13 protein-coding genes and 1 pseudogene are annotated in these 14,520 nt (G+C 74.4%); 10 read left to right on the forward strand and 4 right to left on the reverse strand.

Features of this window, described 5'->3' with window-relative positions:
* The first annotated feature begins 101 nt into the window (after positions 1 to 101).
* Complete coding sequence (locus tag G3I42_RS02620) at positions 102 to 710, forward strand: allophanate hydrolase subunit 1 (protein WP_164282228.1); 609 nt, start codon at positions 102 to 104, stop codon at positions 708 to 710.
* On the forward strand, positions 707 to 1,660 hold the full coding sequence (locus tag G3I42_RS02625; RefSeq protein WP_164282229.1) for a biotin-dependent carboxyltransferase family protein: 954 nt from the start codon (positions 707 to 709) through the stop codon (positions 1,658 to 1,660). Before G3I42_RS02620 ends, G3I42_RS02625 begins: the two co-directional genes overlap by 4 nt.
* 205 nt (positions 1,661 to 1,865) lie before the next feature.
* Here G3I42_RS02625 and G3I42_RS02630 read toward each other — a convergent pair whose 3' ends face one another.
* On the reverse strand, positions 1,866 to 2,804 hold the full coding sequence (locus tag G3I42_RS02630; RefSeq protein ID WP_164282230.1) for a helix-turn-helix domain-containing protein: 939 nt from the start codon (positions 2,802 to 2,804) through the stop codon (positions 1,866 to 1,868).
* Between the two features lie 193 nt (positions 2,805 to 2,997).
* Between G3I42_RS02630 and G3I42_RS02635 the strand changes: the two genes are divergently transcribed.
* The 6 genes from G3I42_RS02635 to G3I42_RS02660 all read left to right on the forward strand — a co-directional run bounded on the left by G3I42_RS02635 (position 2,998) and on the right by G3I42_RS02660 (position 7,810).
* Positions 2,998 to 3,693 (forward strand): DJ-1/PfpI family protein, encoded by a 696-nt coding sequence (locus G3I42_RS02635; protein ID WP_164282231.1) that lies wholly within the window; start codon positions 2,998 to 3,000, stop codon positions 3,691 to 3,693.
* A 48-nt stretch (positions 3,694 to 3,741) separates the two neighbouring features.
* Entirely contained in the window at positions 3,742 to 4,059 is a 318-nt protein-coding gene (locus G3I42_RS02640) for a hypothetical protein (protein WP_164282232.1), read from the forward strand.
* A 172-nt stretch (positions 4,060 to 4,231) separates the two neighbouring features.
* Positions 4,232 to 4,399, forward strand: a complete 168-nt coding sequence (locus G3I42_RS02645) for a hydrophobic protein (protein ID WP_093580759.1) — start codon at positions 4,232 to 4,234, stop codon at positions 4,397 to 4,399.
* A gap of 214 nt (positions 4,400 to 4,613) precedes the next feature.
* Positions 4,614 to 5,537, forward strand: a complete 924-nt coding sequence (locus tag G3I42_RS02650) for a L,D-transpeptidase family protein (protein ID WP_164282236.1) — start codon at positions 4,614 to 4,616, stop codon at positions 5,535 to 5,537.
* 356 nt (positions 5,538 to 5,893) lie between these two features.
* A complete protein-coding gene (rsgA, locus tag G3I42_RS02655; protein WP_239096219.1) occupies positions 5,894 to 7,030 on the forward strand; it encodes a ribosome small subunit-dependent GTPase A in 1,137 nt (378 codons plus the stop codon).
* A 198-nt stretch (positions 7,031 to 7,228) separates the two neighbouring features.
* Positions 7,229 to 7,810, forward strand: a complete 582-nt coding sequence (locus G3I42_RS02660) for an NAD(P)H-dependent oxidoreductase (protein ID WP_164282233.1) — start codon at positions 7,229 to 7,231, stop codon at positions 7,808 to 7,810.
* Positions 7,811 to 7,866: 56 nt separating this feature from the next.
* On the opposite strand, the gene G3I42_RS02665 is transcribed toward G3I42_RS02660, so the two are convergent.
* Both G3I42_RS02665 and G3I42_RS02670 read right to left on the reverse strand, forming a co-directional pair.
* The gene (locus G3I42_RS02665; RefSeq protein WP_203606272.1) at positions 7,867 to 8,349 is read right to left on the reverse strand and encodes a DUF456 domain-containing protein; all 483 of its coding nucleotides are present in this window, start codon (positions 8,347 to 8,349) and stop codon (positions 7,867 to 7,869) included.
* Between the two features lie 114 nt (positions 8,350 to 8,463).
* Complete coding sequence (locus G3I42_RS02670; protein WP_203606273.1) at positions 8,464 to 8,712, reverse strand: hypothetical protein; 249 nt, start codon at positions 8,710 to 8,712, stop codon at positions 8,464 to 8,466.
* 108 nt (positions 8,713 to 8,820) lie between these two features.
* Here G3I42_RS02670 and G3I42_RS02675 point away from each other — a divergent pair, with 108 nt between their 5' ends.
* Positions 8,821 to 11,991: an AAA family ATPase gene (locus G3I42_RS02675; RefSeq protein ID WP_164282234.1), complete on the forward strand. Its 3,171-nt coding sequence runs from the start codon at positions 8,821 to 8,823 to the stop codon at positions 11,989 to 11,991.
* A gap of 105 nt (positions 11,992 to 12,096) precedes the next feature.
* On the opposite strand, the gene G3I42_RS02680 is transcribed toward G3I42_RS02675, so the two are convergent.
* Positions 12,097 to 13,080, reverse strand: a complete 984-nt coding sequence (locus G3I42_RS02680) for a helix-turn-helix transcriptional regulator (RefSeq protein WP_164282235.1) — start codon at positions 13,078 to 13,080, stop codon at positions 12,097 to 12,099.
* Between the two features lie 383 nt (positions 13,081 to 13,463).
* Between G3I42_RS02680 and G3I42_RS02685 the strand changes: the two are divergent.
* A pseudogene (locus G3I42_RS02685) lies at positions 13,464 to 14,520 on the forward strand (hypothetical protein); the annotation flags it as partial.

Here is a 14,520-nt window from a genome sequence, read left to right on the forward strand (position 1 = left end):
CGCACGCGCCCGCCACGTACTCGTCCCGCTGCCCCGCCACGCACGCGCCCCGTTCCGCCACGTACCACACCCGCCCGCTCGTGAAGGGTTGAATGCCCGTCATGCTCTTCCTGCCCTGCGCCGACCACGGCCTCCTCGTGGAACTCGACGACCGCGAGGCCGCCCACGCCCTCTACACCGCACTCGCCGCCGATCCCCCCGAAGGCGTCGCCGACCTCGTGCCCGCCGCGCGCACCGTCCTCCTCCTCTACGGCCCCGGCGCCGAGCCCGCCGCCGTCGAACGCGCCGTGCGCGCGGTACGGCCCGCGCGCGGCGGGGAGACGGCGGGCCCGCTCGTCCGCGTCCCCGTCGTCTACGACGGCGCCGACCTCGACGAGGTCGCGGACCTCGCCGGGGTGAGCCCGCGCGAGGTCGTCGCCCTGCACACGGGCGCCGAGTGGGCGGTCGCCTTCGGCGGCTTCGCGCCCGGCTTCGGCTACCTCACCGGCGGCCCCACCGAGCTGATCGTGCCGCGCCGCACCGAGTCCCGTACCCGTGTCCCGGCCGGCGCTGTCGGCCTCGCGGGGGAGTACAGCGGGGTCTACCCGCGCTCCTCGCCCGGCGGCTGGCAGCTCATCGGCCGTACCGAGCTGTCCGTCTGGGACCCCGAGCGCGAGCCGCCCGCGCTGCTGCGTCCCGGCGTCCGCGTCCGCTTCGAGGAGGTCCGATGACCACGCCGCCCCACCCCCCGAACCGCCCGCCCGCGCCCGACGCCACCGTGCAGGCCGCGCTCGATGTCCTCGCCACGGGCCCGTTCGCGACCCTCCAGGACCTCGGCCGCCCCGGGCTCGCGCACATCGGCGTCGGTCGCTCCGGCGCCGCCGACCGCGCCTCCTTCGCGCTCGCCAACCGCCTCCTCGCCAACCCCGAGGACGCCGCGGGCATCGAGGCGACCCTCGGCGGCCTCGCCGTCCGCGCCCTGCGCCCGCTCCTCGTCGCGGTCACGGGCGCGCCGTGCCCCGTCACGGTCGACGACACCCCCGTCGCCTTCAACGCGCCCGTCGACGTCCCGACCGGCGCGGTCCTGCGGCTCGGGCGGCCGGAGAGCGGGCTGCGCACGTATCTCGCGGTACGGGGCGGGCTGGCGGTGCGGCCGGTGCTCGGCTCGCGCGCCACCGACGTCCTCTCCGGGCTCGGCCCGGACCCGCTCAGCCCCGGCACCGCGCTCCCCGTCGGCCCGCCGCCCGCCGCGCACCCGCGGGTCGATCTCGCCCCCGTGCCCGACCCGGAAGCGGGCGAAGTGACCCTCCAGGTCGTGCCGGGACCGCGCGCCGACTGGTTCACGCCCGCCGCGCTCGCGACGCTCCTGGAGAGCGAGTGGGAGGTGAGCGCGCAGAGCGACAGGGTCGGGATGCGGCTCTCGGGACCGGAGCTGGAACGCGCCTCCGGTACGGGGGAGTTGCCGAGTGAGGGCATGGTCGCGGGCGCCCTCCAGGTGCCGCCATCGGGCCGCCCCGTGCTCTTCCTCGCCGACCACCCGGTCACCGGCGGCTACCCGGTGATCGCCGTCGTGACGCGCGCCGACGTGGACCGCGCGGCGCAGGCCCGCCCCGGGCAGCGGCTCCGCTTCGCGACGACGGTGGGCCCGGGGCACGACGCGCACCGGCCTCGAACACCGTGAGGGGGAGGCGCGGGGGTGAGCTGCGGGGGCGGGCCGGTGCGGACTGCCGGGTGTCCCGGCGGTCGCCGCCCCGACCTGTCGTCGCGCGCCGCCCGTGCTCCTCGGAGTGAAACGGTGGGACGCCTCCGCACGGCTGGGCGGTTTCCCGCCGGATTGTCTTGCCGCTGTCTTCATCCGGTCGGTGTGGCGATCCGCGGGAAAGCGCCTAGCCGAAGGTGCGCCGGTAGGTCTGGGGGCTGACGCCGGTGGTGCGCTTGAAGCGGTCGCGGAAGCTGGTGGGCGAGCCGAAGCCGACCTGGTAGCCGATGCGCTCCACGGAGTACTCCGTGGTCTCCAGCAGGTGCTGGGCCTGGCGGACGCGGGCCCGGTGCAACCACTGGAGCGGCGTGGTGCCGGTCTGGTCGCGAAAACGGCGGATCAGGGTGCGGGTGCTGGTCGCGGACTGCGCGGCGATATCGGCCAGCGTCAGGTCGCGGGCCATGTTCTCCCTGAGCCAGGCGAGCAGCGCCTCCAGTTCGGAGCCCTGTGGCGTGGGGGTGTGGTCGTGGACGATGAACTGCGCCTGACCACCTTCGCGTTCGAGCGGCGTCACCGACAGGCGCGCGGCGTCGGCGGCGACGGCTGAGCCGTAGTCGCGGCGGATCATGTGCAGGCACAGATCCAGTCCCGCGGCCGCGCCGGCGGAGGTGAGGAACTGGCCGTTGTCGACGTAGAGGACATCCGGGTCAACGTCGACCTCCGGATGGAGTGAGGCGAGCAGCCCGGCCGCGCGCCAGTGAGTCGTGGCGTGCAGCCCGTCGAGGAGCCCCGTGGCGGCCAGGGGGAAGGTGCCCGTGCAGATCGAGGCGATGCGGGTGCCGTCGGCGGCGGCCGAGCGCAGTGCGTCGCGGACGGCGGGGGAGGGTGGGACGGTGGGATCGGCGAGGCCCGGCACGATGATCGTGTCCGCGCCGACGAGGGCGTCCAGACCCCAGGGAGCACGCAGGGCGAAGGCTCCGGCGTCGACCTCGTCGCTCTCGGCGCACACGCGCACCCGATAGCCGGGTCGCCCGTCGGGCAGGCGGGTCCGGGAGAACACTTCGATCGGGGTGGACAGATCGAACGGGATCACCTGGTCCAGCGCGAGAACGACGACGGTGTGCATGGCTGGAACATACTCTTCCACCGCCCCCTCCCTGCGACGAAGAGCTGGATAGTGCCAGCTCAGAGCCTGAACATGGCTTCTGAAGGGCCTGGCGTTTTCCCGTTGAAACCTGTCCATCACGCCACTGGGGGAGCGAGCCGGCGGAAGGTTGACTTCGATGTGCCCCGGAGAAGACGAGCCCAAGGAAAGTCCCATGCACGTCCAGATTGTCCTGTTCGATGGGTTCGACCCGCTCGATGTCATCGCGCCGTACGAGGTGCTGTACGCCGGTGGCACGGCCTCGGCCGGCGCACTGACTGTCGAGCTGGTCTCCGCGGAGGGCCCCAGGGAGGTGATCAGCGGCACCGGAGGTCTGGCGCTGCGCGCCGTGGGAGCCCTCGATCTGCGACGGGCGGACATGCTCCTGGTGCCCGGCGCTTCCGGCCGAGTGGGCGAGAACGGCGAGGTCCCCGACGAAGAGCCGGGGGCCGACGCAGCCGAGTGGAAGCAGGACGAGTTCATCCCCGTACTGCTGGGCCGCACGCTGAACACCGGACTTCCCGTTCTTCTCCGGCAGGCGATGGACGACCCGGACATCACGGTCGTCACCGTCTGCGGCGGCTCGCTCGTCCTGGCCATGGCCGGACTGCTGGAAGGCCGGCACGCCACCACCCATCACCTGGGCCTGGACCTGCTGGACGCCACCGGAGCGCACGCGATCCGCGCCCGCGTCGTCGACGACGGCGACCTGATCACCGGCTCCAGCGTCACCTCGGGGCTCGATCTCGGCCTGTACCTGCTGGAGCGCGAGCTGGGCCCGCGCGTCGCCCACGCCGTCGAGGAACTGTTCGCCCACGAGCGGCGCGGCACCGTCTGGCGTGCGCAGGGCACCGTCCCCGCCGCGTTCTGACGCCGGCGCACCACCACCCCGTCCACAGCACGAAAGAAGAACAACGGCATGTCCGTCGAAGGCACCTGGAACCTGTCCATCTCCACCCCGCTCGGCACGATGAGGGTCGTCGTCGAACTCCGCGAGCGCGAGGGCGTCCTGACCGGGGTCGCCCACGGAGCCGGCGAAGAGGTGCCGCTCAGCGACATCTCCCTCGACGGCGACCGCCTCACCTGGAAACAGGCCATCACCAAGCCCATGCGGCTCAACCTGGCATTCGACGTGACGGTCCACGGCGATACCTTCCGGGGCACCTCCAAGGCCGGCCGCCTTCCGGCCTCGAAGGTCACCGGAGAACGCCGCATCGTCCCGGAGCGCCGGGCGTGACCACTGCTCTTCCCGCCCTCCCGGGCTTCGGCCGACCGACGCTCGTCCCCGGGCGAAAACGCGGTGATCCGGATGCCCTGGCGCGCGCTGCGGAAACCCTTAAGGCTCAGATAAAAACGCCTGGTGTGGGCGGCGGTTGAGGGGGCACTCGCAGGACCGGAGGTTGATGACAATGGTTCCCTTGCTGCTGGTCCTGCTGCTCGCCCTGATCCTTTTCGGCGCCGGTTTCGCCGTCAAGATCCTGTGGTGGATCGCCATCGCCGTGCTGGTGATCTGGCTCCTCGGGTTCCTGGTGCGCCCGACGACATCCGGCCGACGAGGCCGCTGGTACCGATGGTGAGACGGGGCGCGATCCCCGTCGTCTGAGAAGGGGCCCGGAGCCGTTGAGGCGCCGGGCCCCTTCTCGTGCGTGGCGGTGGGCGTATGCTGCACCACGTATTCACATTCCCCCCACATTTTGTTCGGCTGTCCGGCCTGCGGTCCGGCGGCCTCGTGGAGGGGGAACTCCTGTGCACCGTCAGCCCGTTGTGCCGCTCACGCCGCGCGTACGCCGCATGCTCGCCGTCACCGCCGCCGGGGGAGCGCTGCTCTCCGTCGCGGCGTGCGCGGGCGAGGGGACGAACGGAGGGGACGGGCCGCAGAAGGTCGCGGTCGCGGCCGGGGACAAAGCGCTCGACACGATCGCCTCGGCCTCCGCCGCCGCGAAGTCCCCGAAGGCCGCGCGCACACCGTCCCCTTCGGCGTCGGGCAGCGGGAGCCCGAGCCCCGGCGCTTCTCCGAAGCCCTCCGCGAGCGCCTCGGACGAGGCGGGAACGCCGGCGAAGTCCCGTACGGGCGACGGCGGTACGGGCCAGGGGGACACCCCGCCCGGGGCCACGACGGCTCCCCACTTCCCCGTCCCCGCGCAGCCCGGCGGCGCGACGCAGCTCGTCACCGTCCAGGCGAACGGTTCCTACGCCACGGTCACCGCCTGGGACAAGGGCCCCACCGGCTGGAAGGCCGCGTTCAGCACGAGCGCGGGCCGTGTCGGCGCGAACGGCGTCACGAACGGCGCGACGCGCCGCCAGAACACGTACACGACCCCGAGCGGCACCTACACCCTCACCGAGGGCTTCGGCGTCGAGGCGGGCGGCACCCGTATGCCGTACCACGTGGTGAGCGGCTCCGACTGGTGGGTCGAGGACCCGCAATCCGCCTTCTACAACCGGATGCACAGCGCCGCGGGCGCCGACTTCCCCCTCACCGAAGCGGGCGAGCGGGGCAGCGAACGCCTCATCGACCACCCCACCCAGTACGCCAAGGCCCTCGTCATCGACTACAACCGCTGGCCCGCGACCCCCGGCCGCGGCGCCGGCATCTTCCTCCACGTCAACGGCGCGGGCGCCACCGCCGGCTGCGTCTCCGTGCCCCGCCCCACGATGGACCGCCTCATGTCCTGGATCAGCCCAGCGGCACATCCGCGCATCGCGATCGGGTGAGGGGCGGGGCCGGTCAGAGGATTCGGGGAGGGAGGGGCGGGGCCGGTTCGGGGGACGGAAAAAGAAGTGGCACGTGTACGCGGCTCCTTCCTAAGCTGCGTACCGCGCCGTACCGCCGCAGGTACGGGCACTGCCGCCGTACCACCGCGGTGGCGGCACTGCCGCCGTACCGCTGAAGCGAGAGAAACAGGAGGTGCCGACGATGACGGTCTTCACGCTGGGCTCCGCCCGCCTTCAGACGTTCGTCCCCCGCATCTCCGTGGCCACCGGCTGACACCACTCTCTCCGTCTTCTTCACGCGCCGCCCCGACACGGGGCCGGGCGCGGCGCCGGGGCCACCCTCCGAAGGGTTTCCCTTGTCTTTCTCCGCTTCACAGAACTCCCTGCCCGCACACCCCCTCGCTCCCTACGGCTGGGACGAGGAGTGGGTCGAGGTCTTCGCTCCGTACGCTGCCGAAGGGCTTGTCCTCGGGCGGGTCGTCCGGGTCGACCGTGGGCAGTGCGACCTCGTCACCGCCGAGGGCACCGTCCGCGCCGACACCGCCTTCGTCGTGCCCCGGGACCCGATGAAGGTCGTCTGCACCGGGGACTGGGCCGTCGTCGACCCGGCGGGCGAGGACCCCCGGTACGTACGGACGCTGCTGCCGCGCCGTACCGCGTTCCTGCGGTCCACCTCCTCCAAGCGCAGCGAGGCCCAGGTCCTCGCCGCCAACGTCGACTTCGCCGTCGTCGCCATCTCGCTCGGGGACGAACTCGAACTCGGGCGCATCGAGCGGTTCCTCGCCCTGGGCTGGGAGTCCGGGGCCACCCCCGTCCTCGTCCTCACCAAGGCCGATCTCGTGCCCGATCCCGAGACCCGTGCCCACCTCCTCGCCGACGCCGCCTCGGCCGCGCCCGGCGTCGAGGTGCTCGCGGTCAGCGGGGACACGGGCGAGGGGGTGCCCGGACTCCGGCGGCTGCTCGCCGGGGGGACCTCCGTCCTGCTCGGCCGCTCCGGCGCGGGCAAGTCCACGCTCGCCAACGCCCTCGCCGGGGCCGAGCACATGCGCGTCCAGGCCGTGCGCGACCAGGACGGCAAGGGGCGGCACACCACCACGACCCGCAACCTGATCCCGCTGCCCGCCGGGGGCGTCCTCATCGACACGCCCGGACTGCGCGGGGTGGGGCTCTGGGACGCCGGGCACGGCGTCGGCCAGGTCTTCGCCGAGATCCAGGAGTACGCCGACGATTGCCGCTTCCTCGACTGCGCGCACGAGAGCGAGCCGGGCTGCGCCGTCCGCGAGGCCGTCGAGAGCGGCGCGCTCCCGCAGCGCCGCCTCGACAGCTACCGCAAACTCCAGCGCGAGAACGCCCGCATCGAGGCGAAGGCCGACGCCTTCCTGCGCGCCGCCAAGCGCCGCGAGTGGAAGATGCGCGGCGCCGAGGGCCGTGCGGCGATGGACCTCAAGCGGTACGGGACCGTGGGGGAGCGGGGGCGGCGGGGGCGCCGCTGAGGCGAGTCCGCTGAAGCGAGTCCGCTGAGGCGGGGGCGGGAGTGGGGTGAGCGGGGGTGCGGCGCGGCGCAGGAGTCGGGTCGGCACCCACCCGCCGGTACGGGGCGGCCTGCCCCCGGCCCCCGGCGCCCGCCCCGCCCCCGCCCCGCCCTGGGCCCGGCGCGGAATAGCGCCCGGGAGCGGCGGGTTGGGCCGTCCATGACGCGTTCCTTTCTCTTCCTCCTCGCCAGCGCCCGTCCCGAGGGCAATTCCCGTCTTCTCGCCGAGGCGGCCGCCGCGCAGCTTCCCGCGACGTACTCCCGCCGCTGGATCGACCTCGCCGCGCTCTCGCTCCCCGCCTACGCCGACGGCCGCCACGCGCCCGAGGGGCACGCCCCCGTCACCGAGGACGAGGCCCTGCTCCACGAGGCCACCCTCGGGGCGACCGATCTCGTCGTCGTCTCGCCGCTCTACTGGTACGCGCTGTCCTCGTACGCGAAGACCTACCTCGACCACTGGTCGAAGTGGCTGCGCACCCCCGATCCGGCCTTCCGCGAGAAGATGGCCGGCCGCACGCTGTGGGGCGTCACCGCGATGGCCGACGAGAACCGCGCGGTCGCCGAGCCCCTCGTCGGCACCCTCCGCCTCACCGCCGCCTTCATGGCGATGCGTTTCGGCGGCGTCCTCCTCGGCAACGGCTCGCGCCCCGGCGACGTACGCACCGACGCCCGCGCCCTGAAGGAGGCGAAGACCTTCTTCACCCGCGAAGCCCCGCTCGCGCGGTTCCCGGGGGAGGGGTGACCCTGTCCCGGCGGGGACGGCGGGCCGCTCAGCCCTGACGCCGCAGCCCTCACGCCTCAACCCCATACCTCCGCCCCCACCCACGCCCCCGCGATGAGCAGGCAGCTGAACAGCTCGACGAGGACGCTCGTGCCCATGGCCCGCATCACCGTACGGGTCGAGGCCGCCGCGTCGCCGTGGCCGCCGAGCCTGCGCCGCTCGGCGAGATACATGCCGCCCACGTAGCCGGGGAAGGCGCCCACCACGGGCACGAGGACGAAGCCGAGCACCGCGCCGATCCCGGCCCACACCATCATCCGCCGGTTGACCCCCGAGCCCCGTACCCGCCGCTTCGGCAGCAGCCAGCGCACGAGGTTGCCGAGCAGCAGCACGACCGTGGAGCCCACCAGGACCCCCCACGACAGCGGCCGGGGGGACTGGAGCGCCCACCACAGGATCGCCGCCCACACCAGCCACGGCCCCGGCACGCCCGGCACGAGCACCCCGACGAGGCCGAGCAGCAGGACGAGCGCGACGATCAGGACCTCCCACACACTCATGGCCCCACCCTGCGCGGTCGCGCCCGCCCGCGCAGTCCGGATGCGCCCGAGGAGCCCATACGGAGTACCCCGCACCCGCTCCGGCCCCCTCACCCCCGCGCCCGCACCCCCTTCTCACCCCCGGCCCCGCAGCACCCCGAGCACCCGCAGCGCCGCCCGTCGCCGCTCGGGGCGTCGCGACCACACCGCCGGAAGCACCACCCCGCACAGCACCACGGCCACGCACAGCGTCCCGCCCAGCCCGTACAGCACGCCCAAGCCGTACACCACGCGCACCACGTCCCGCACGCCCACCACGAACCCCCGTCCCGCCGAGGCGCCGTGCTCCGGCGGGGTCCAGGTTGGCCGAGGCCCTGCTGTCACCGTCCCGATTCCGAAATACCCTGAAACGAAAGGGAGTCGCGCAGTTCGGGGCGCCGTGCAACCCCGTCCGCGCGGGACGCCGCGAAAAACGGCGGGGCGGAGGCGGGCGTGGACGACAGCGACTACCCGGTACCCGTCGTGTTCTTCTGCCGCACCCTCGCGAGTCTCGTCGCCGCCTGCGGCCTCCCGCACACCGCGCTCACGGGCCCGCTCGGACGCGGTGACTCGGCCGTCTCGCAGCTCCTCAACGGCCGGCTCAGGCGCCCGCCGCGGTGGGAGACCGTCGCGCGCGTCCTGGAATGCTGCCACGCGCACCGTGCGGGCCGGCCGCCGCTCCACCACACCTTCGACCCGGCCTTCTGGCGGCAGCTCCACCACCAGATGGTGACGCTCACCGAGCGGGAACCGCCCGTGCCGCGCCCGCGCCGGGCGAGCGCCCCCGCGTTCCGCCCGGTGGAGGCCGTCCCCGAGGACTTCGCCGAGGCCGTGGACGTCCTGGTGGGCGGCCGTCCCGGGCTCGACGGGATCGCCGAGGAACTGCTCGCCCCGCTGCGCCTCGGCGGCGCCGCGCCGGTCGGCACCGAGCATCTCCTGCGCGGCTTCGCCGCCCGCGTGCGCGCCCACCACGGCACCACCAGGACCGCCCTGCTGTGCGCCGCCGACCTGGTGATCCTCGTGACCGCCTTCTGCGAGGCGGTCGGCACGTCCGGTCTCCACCACGGGGCCGAATTCGCCACCACGCACGCCGACTTCGACGGGGACGTCGTGACCGAGCTGATCCGCGTACCGCTCGGTTCCCTCCGGGTCCGCGCCCCCGCCGACATCCGTGAGGACATCCTCCGCGCGTACTCCTTCGCCGCCGACCTCGTGTACGGAGGGGTCGACCCGCCGTACGACGAGACCGCCGACCTCGTACGGCGCGCCTGGCACCGCTACGAGGCACTGCTCTCCGACGCCGTTTACGAGTGCCCCGAACTGCGGCTCACCTCCGCCACCGAGGACCCGCCCGAAGCGCTCGACCCGGCCCCTCGGCCCGTCCCGCGCGCGCTGAGCGAATTCGCCTCGCTGTACGAGGAGTTCACCGGCCTTCCCGCCCCCGCCCACCGGCTCCTGCGCGAACCGCTCGCGGCGGCCGAGGACGCGGGCCCCGTCCCGCCGAGCCTCCGGGACGGGTACCTCGCCCCCGCCTACCGCCTCGCGGGCGAGGGCGCACTGCCGGGGGACCTCGCCCGCGAGAGCTGGTGGCGTACGAGACCCCCGCGCGACGACCTCGACGCCTTCCTCGCCGCCCACTTCCTCACCGACTACGCGAGCCGCGCGCCCCTCCTCGTCCTCGGCCACCCCGGCTCCGGCAAGTCCCTCCTGACCAGGCTGCTCGCCGCCCGTCTCCCGGCCACCGAATTCACGTGCCTGCGACTGGAGTTGCGGCACGCACCGGTGGGAAGCGCCCTCGCCCCCCACCTCGCCGCCGAACTCCACCGCACGGCGCCGCCCGCACCGGCCACCGGAGGCGACCTCCCGCCGTGCGTGCTCCTCCTCGACGGCCTCGACGAACTGCTCCAGGCCGGGGCCGACCGGCCCGAAGCCGCTGACGGGCGCCAGCTCATGGTCGAGATAGAGGAGTTCCAGAACGCGGAAACCCTCGCGGGACGTCCCACGCTCGCCGTCGTCACGAGCCGCACCCTCGCGGGCGCCCGCATGTTCAGCCCGCGCCGCGGCACCGTGATCCACCTCGAACCCTTCGACGACGCACGGATTCGGGAGTGGGTCGCGGCCTGGAACGCCCGCAACAGGCGCTGGTTCGCCGCGAACGAAGTACAGCCGCTCGAAACGGACTTGCTGATCCCGTACGGCGAACTCGCCTGCCAGCCGCTCCTCCTGCTGATGCTCGCGCTCTACGACGCCTCGGACAACGCCCTGCGCGCGGCGGCCGGGGCGGGTTTCGGGCGGCTCGGTCTCTACGAGCGACTGCTCACCGCGTTCATCCGCCGACAACTCGCCAAACAGGGCGGCCCGCGTCCGGAGGACGACGAAGAGGCAGCCGTGGAGCGGGAGTTCCTGCGGCTCTCCGTCCTCGCGCTGGGCATGTTCCGCCGCCGCCTCCAGTCGCTCACCGCCCGCGAGGCCACCGCCGACCTCAGGACCCACCCCGCCCTCAGCGCCCACCCCGCCCTCGATGCCCAACCCGCCCCCGCTGTGCCCGGGCCGGTCCTTTTCGGCCGCTTCTTCTTCGTCCGCACCTCCCGGCGCGAGGGCGCGGGCGAGGAGGACCAGTCGTACGAGTTCCTGCACGCCACCTTCGGGGAATTCCTCGTCGCCCGGCTCCTCGCCACGGAGCTGCGGGCCCTCGCCGCGGGAGGCGACGACACACGCCTGCGGCCCCTCCTCGACCACGTCCCGCTCGGCGACCACCCCGAAGTCCTCGCCGCCGTGACCGAACTCGCCCGCCCGGCGGAACCGGCGGCCCTGGCCGACCTGCTCGGCGTCCACCTGCGGGCGAGCCTCGACGGAGACCCCGGGCGTCTTCAACCCCCGCAGCAGGTGGCCACGTACACCGCCAACCTCGTCCTGCTCGCGGTACGGCTACGCCCCGGCGTCACCGCCTCCGCGCTGCTCGGCACGAGCGACCCGGTCGCCCGCTGGCGCGCCTGCGCGCGACTGTGGCACGCGTGCCTCACGGAGACCTCGTGGGCCGCGCTCTCCCGCCACGTACGGCCGGTCCCGCACCCCCGCGAGGCCGACCTGCTCCTCGACCAGCCGCCCGACACCGCGCCCCCGGCCTGGGAACTCCCCGCTCGCGCCCGCCGCGCGACACGACCCCTGGGGGACCAGCTCGCGGACCTCGCCCGCGACGCGCGCCTCCGCCTCGAACCCGCCCTCGCCCGCGCCCTCCACGCCCTCGCCCCGCTCGTCGACCGCCTCCCGGCACTCTTCGAGTCGGAGGGCGGCGAGGCCCCCCGCCACTCCGCCGCGCACGCCGTGATCTCCCTGCTCACGGACCGCCCCGTCCCCTACGAGGAGATCCCGCCCCTCCTCCAGCCCCTGCCCCCCGAACAACTCGGTCCCGCCCTCGACGCCTTCGTCCGCCACTTCGCCGCGGCGGCCCCGACCCTGCCCCCGCGCACAGTGACAATCGTCCTCTCCCACCTGACAACAGGCCGCTTCCGGCAGGCGACAACCCCCGCCCACCGGGCCCTCCTGTCCCATATCCGAACCAACGGAGGCCCGGAGCACGAACAAACCAACGGCAGCCCGGATATCAGCCCCTCCGGCACTTGAGGAGCGGGGTCCGGGGCGGAGCCCCAAGAGCCGGGGCCCGGCGCGGAGCCCCAGGAGCCGGGGTCCGGGGCGGAGCCCCGCGACGCCACCCGCATCCCCTCGGCCTCACCGCGCCACCCACCCCCTCTCGTACGCGTGCCACCCCAGCTGCAACCGCGTCGTCGACCCCGTCAACTCCATCAACCCCTTCACCCTCCTCTGCACCGTCCGCAGCCCCAGATCGAGCTGCTTCGCCACACTCGCGTCCGTCATCCCGGCCAGCAGCAGGGACAGCACCTCAAGGTCCGTCCGGTCCGGACCCGGTTCCCCGCCCTCGTCCACCTCTCCGGCCGAGGCCCCGAGCCGCAGCGGCAGCGCCTCGCGCCACACGGACTCGAAGAGCCCGCTCAGCGCGTCGAGCAGCCCGCTCGCGTGCACGACGAGCGCGGCGGGTTCGGGCCCGCGCGAGGTGAGCGGCACCATCGCGAGCGCGTCGTCGGCGAGGACGAGTTTCGTCGGCACCGCGTCCACGACCCGTACCCGCTCCTCGCGCCCCAGCGCCGCCGACAGCTCCACGAGTCCGGAGGGCTGGTGCAGCACCTCGCGCTCGATCACGACGCGGTAGCCGACCCCCCGCCCCACCACCTGCTCCTCCGCGTCGTTCTCCATCCCCGAGACGGCCACCGGCGCCCCCGTGACGAGCGCCCGCACCGATTCCTTCGCGCCGAGCTGGAGCTGGATGAAGCGCTGCGCGATGGCGGTCGTCCCGGTCACCACTTCCAGGAGATCGTGCGCGGGGGTGCGTTCGCCGCGTGCCCGGTACTCCTCGGCGAGCAGAGCCGCCGCGAGTTCCGCCTGATCCAGCTCGTGCCGCCGCTGCGTGAGGAGCGCGCCGAGCGCGACGCCGGGCGGCGCGGCGACCCAGCGGCCCGGCCCCGCCGAGGAGCGCGCCGCGAGCCCGTGCAGTTCCAGGGTGTGCAGCGCGGCCCGGGTCTCCGCCTCGCCCCGCCCGAGCCGCCGGGCGAGGGCGCCGACTTCGGCCGCGCCCTCCGCCACGAGTGCCCGGTACGCCGCCTCGTGCGGCTCGTCCAGTCCGATCGCGCCCAGCATCTTCCGCTTCCCCTCCCCGGCCGTGGCACACACAGACTTCTGGCGGGAAACGGCCACGGCGTAAACCCGCCAGTTCTTATCATCGTCGCCCCGCGCCGGATCTGACACAGTGACCGTGTCTTGGCCAAAGGTCGGCGACCGGGCATCCGTGGGGGGTGCGCGTCGCAGCCTCTTCCGCGGCCGGACTTCTCCGGGTGACTCCGCGCCGTCGAGGCGCGGTACGGCCGTGGCGGCGCTCCCGCCACGACCCGGACGTCACCCGCGTCGCCGGGCGGTCCTCCCGTGGGGGGTAGGACCGCCCGGCAGGCGCGAACCCCTCCGGACCGGCCGGTAACTTCTCCTCGCCCCGTTTTCGTACCGCCTTCGCGGTGGACAATAAGGGCATGAGCCAACAGGGGGACGCGCGCGAGGACGACTGGTGGGACCAGCTCTACGAGGAATCGGCGCCCGACACGGGTCCGGACCGCGCCGCGGACACACTGGACGACCGTTTCGCCTCCGCGATCCACACGGTGAAACCACCGCGGGAGCCTGTCACCCGCGACGACCCCCCGCCCCCCTCGAACCCCGGGGCGACCCCGCCCCCGCGCACCTTCGCCCCCGCACCCCCGGAACCCGCCGCCCCCTGGCCCGCCGCGGAACGCCTGGGCCGCCCGTACGTGCCCGGCGCCCGGCCCCTCCCCGCGAAGCCGGAGGACGACGGGCGGCCCCCGGCCGCGGCGGAGGACGAACCGCCCCTCCCGCAACGTCCCGTCCGCCGGGGGACGGAGGAGAACGAGCCGCTTCCGCGGCGGCCCCTCACCCCCGAGGCCACGGACAGCCCGCCCCTCCCGCGACGGCCCCCGCGCCGTGAACCCGCGAAGCCGGAGGGCTTCACCGGCTGGTTCGGCACCTCGCCGGAGCGGAGCCCGGGGGACACCCCGCCACCCCCGCTCCCGGCCGCCTGGACGGGGGTGACCCCTCGCAGCAGGAAGGGAACCCCGCCGGACCCGGCCCCCGGCGCGGAACCGGTGGTGCCGGAGCGCGGGCCCGAGGGACCGGTGGAGAACGAGACAGGAACGACGGCGCCGGGGAGGACGCCGGAGGAGCCGGCCGAGCCGCAGGGCTTCGGCCCCGCGCGGGGCGAGTCCGCCCGCGACATGTCGCCGGAGGCGCCCGCGCCCGCACGGGACGAGCCGGACCCCGTACGGGACGAGCCCGCGCCGGTACGCGACGAGCCGCAGCCCGCACGCGACGAGCCGCAGCCCGTACTCGGTGAGCCGCAGCCCGCAGAGGACGCCCCCGCGCCCGTACGCCACGAGCCCGTACACAACGACCCCGCACGGAACGAGTGGTCCCCGCCCGAGCCCGTCCCGGAAGAGCCCGCCCCGCCGCAGCGCCGCACGCCCCGCGTCCCGCGCCACGCGCTTCCCCCGTCCCCGCCGGAGTCCACGGCGGGGG

The sequence above is a fragment of the Streptomyces sp. SID11385 genome, from assembly GCF_010548245.1.
Classification (GTDB): Bacteria; Actinomycetota; Actinomycetes; order Streptomycetales; family Streptomycetaceae; genus Streptomyces.

Excerpts from the sequence above, each read along its gene's own strand:
- G3I42_RS02665 (WP_203606272.1), bottom strand. The coding sequence starts at position 8,349 with ATGAGTGTGTGGGAGGTCCTGATCGTCGCGCTCGTCCTGCTGCTCGGC.
- G3I42_RS02640 (WP_164282232.1), top strand. The coding sequence starts at position 3,742 with ATGTCCGTCGAAGGCACCTGGAACCTGTCCATCTCCACCCCGCTCGGC.
- G3I42_RS02660 (WP_164282233.1), top strand. The coding sequence starts at position 7,229 with ATGACGCGTTCCTTTCTCTTCCTCCTCGCCAGCGCCCGTCCCGAGGGC.
- G3I42_RS02650 (WP_164282236.1), top strand. The coding sequence starts at position 4,614 with ATGCTCGCCGTCACCGCCGCCGGGGGAGCGCTGCTCTCCGTCGCGGCG.
- G3I42_RS02630 (WP_164282230.1), bottom strand. The coding sequence starts at position 2,804 with ATGCACACCGTCGTCGTTCTCGCGCTGGACCAGGTGATCCCGTTCGAT.
- G3I42_RS02645 (WP_093580759.1), top strand. The coding sequence starts at position 4,232 with ATGGTTCCCTTGCTGCTGGTCCTGCTGCTCGCCCTGATCCTTTTCGGC.
- G3I42_RS02620 (WP_164282228.1), top strand. The coding sequence starts at position 102 with ATGCTCTTCCTGCCCTGCGCCGACCACGGCCTCCTCGTGGAACTCGAC.
- G3I42_RS02625 (WP_164282229.1), top strand. The coding sequence starts at position 707 with ATGACCACGCCGCCCCACCCCCCGAACCGCCCGCCCGCGCCCGACGCC.
- G3I42_RS02680 (WP_164282235.1), bottom strand. The coding sequence starts at position 13,080 with ATGCTGGGCGCGATCGGACTGGACGAGCCGCACGAGGCGGCGTACCGG.
- G3I42_RS02635 (WP_164282231.1), top strand. The coding sequence starts at position 2,998 with ATGCACGTCCAGATTGTCCTGTTCGATGGGTTCGACCCGCTCGATGTC.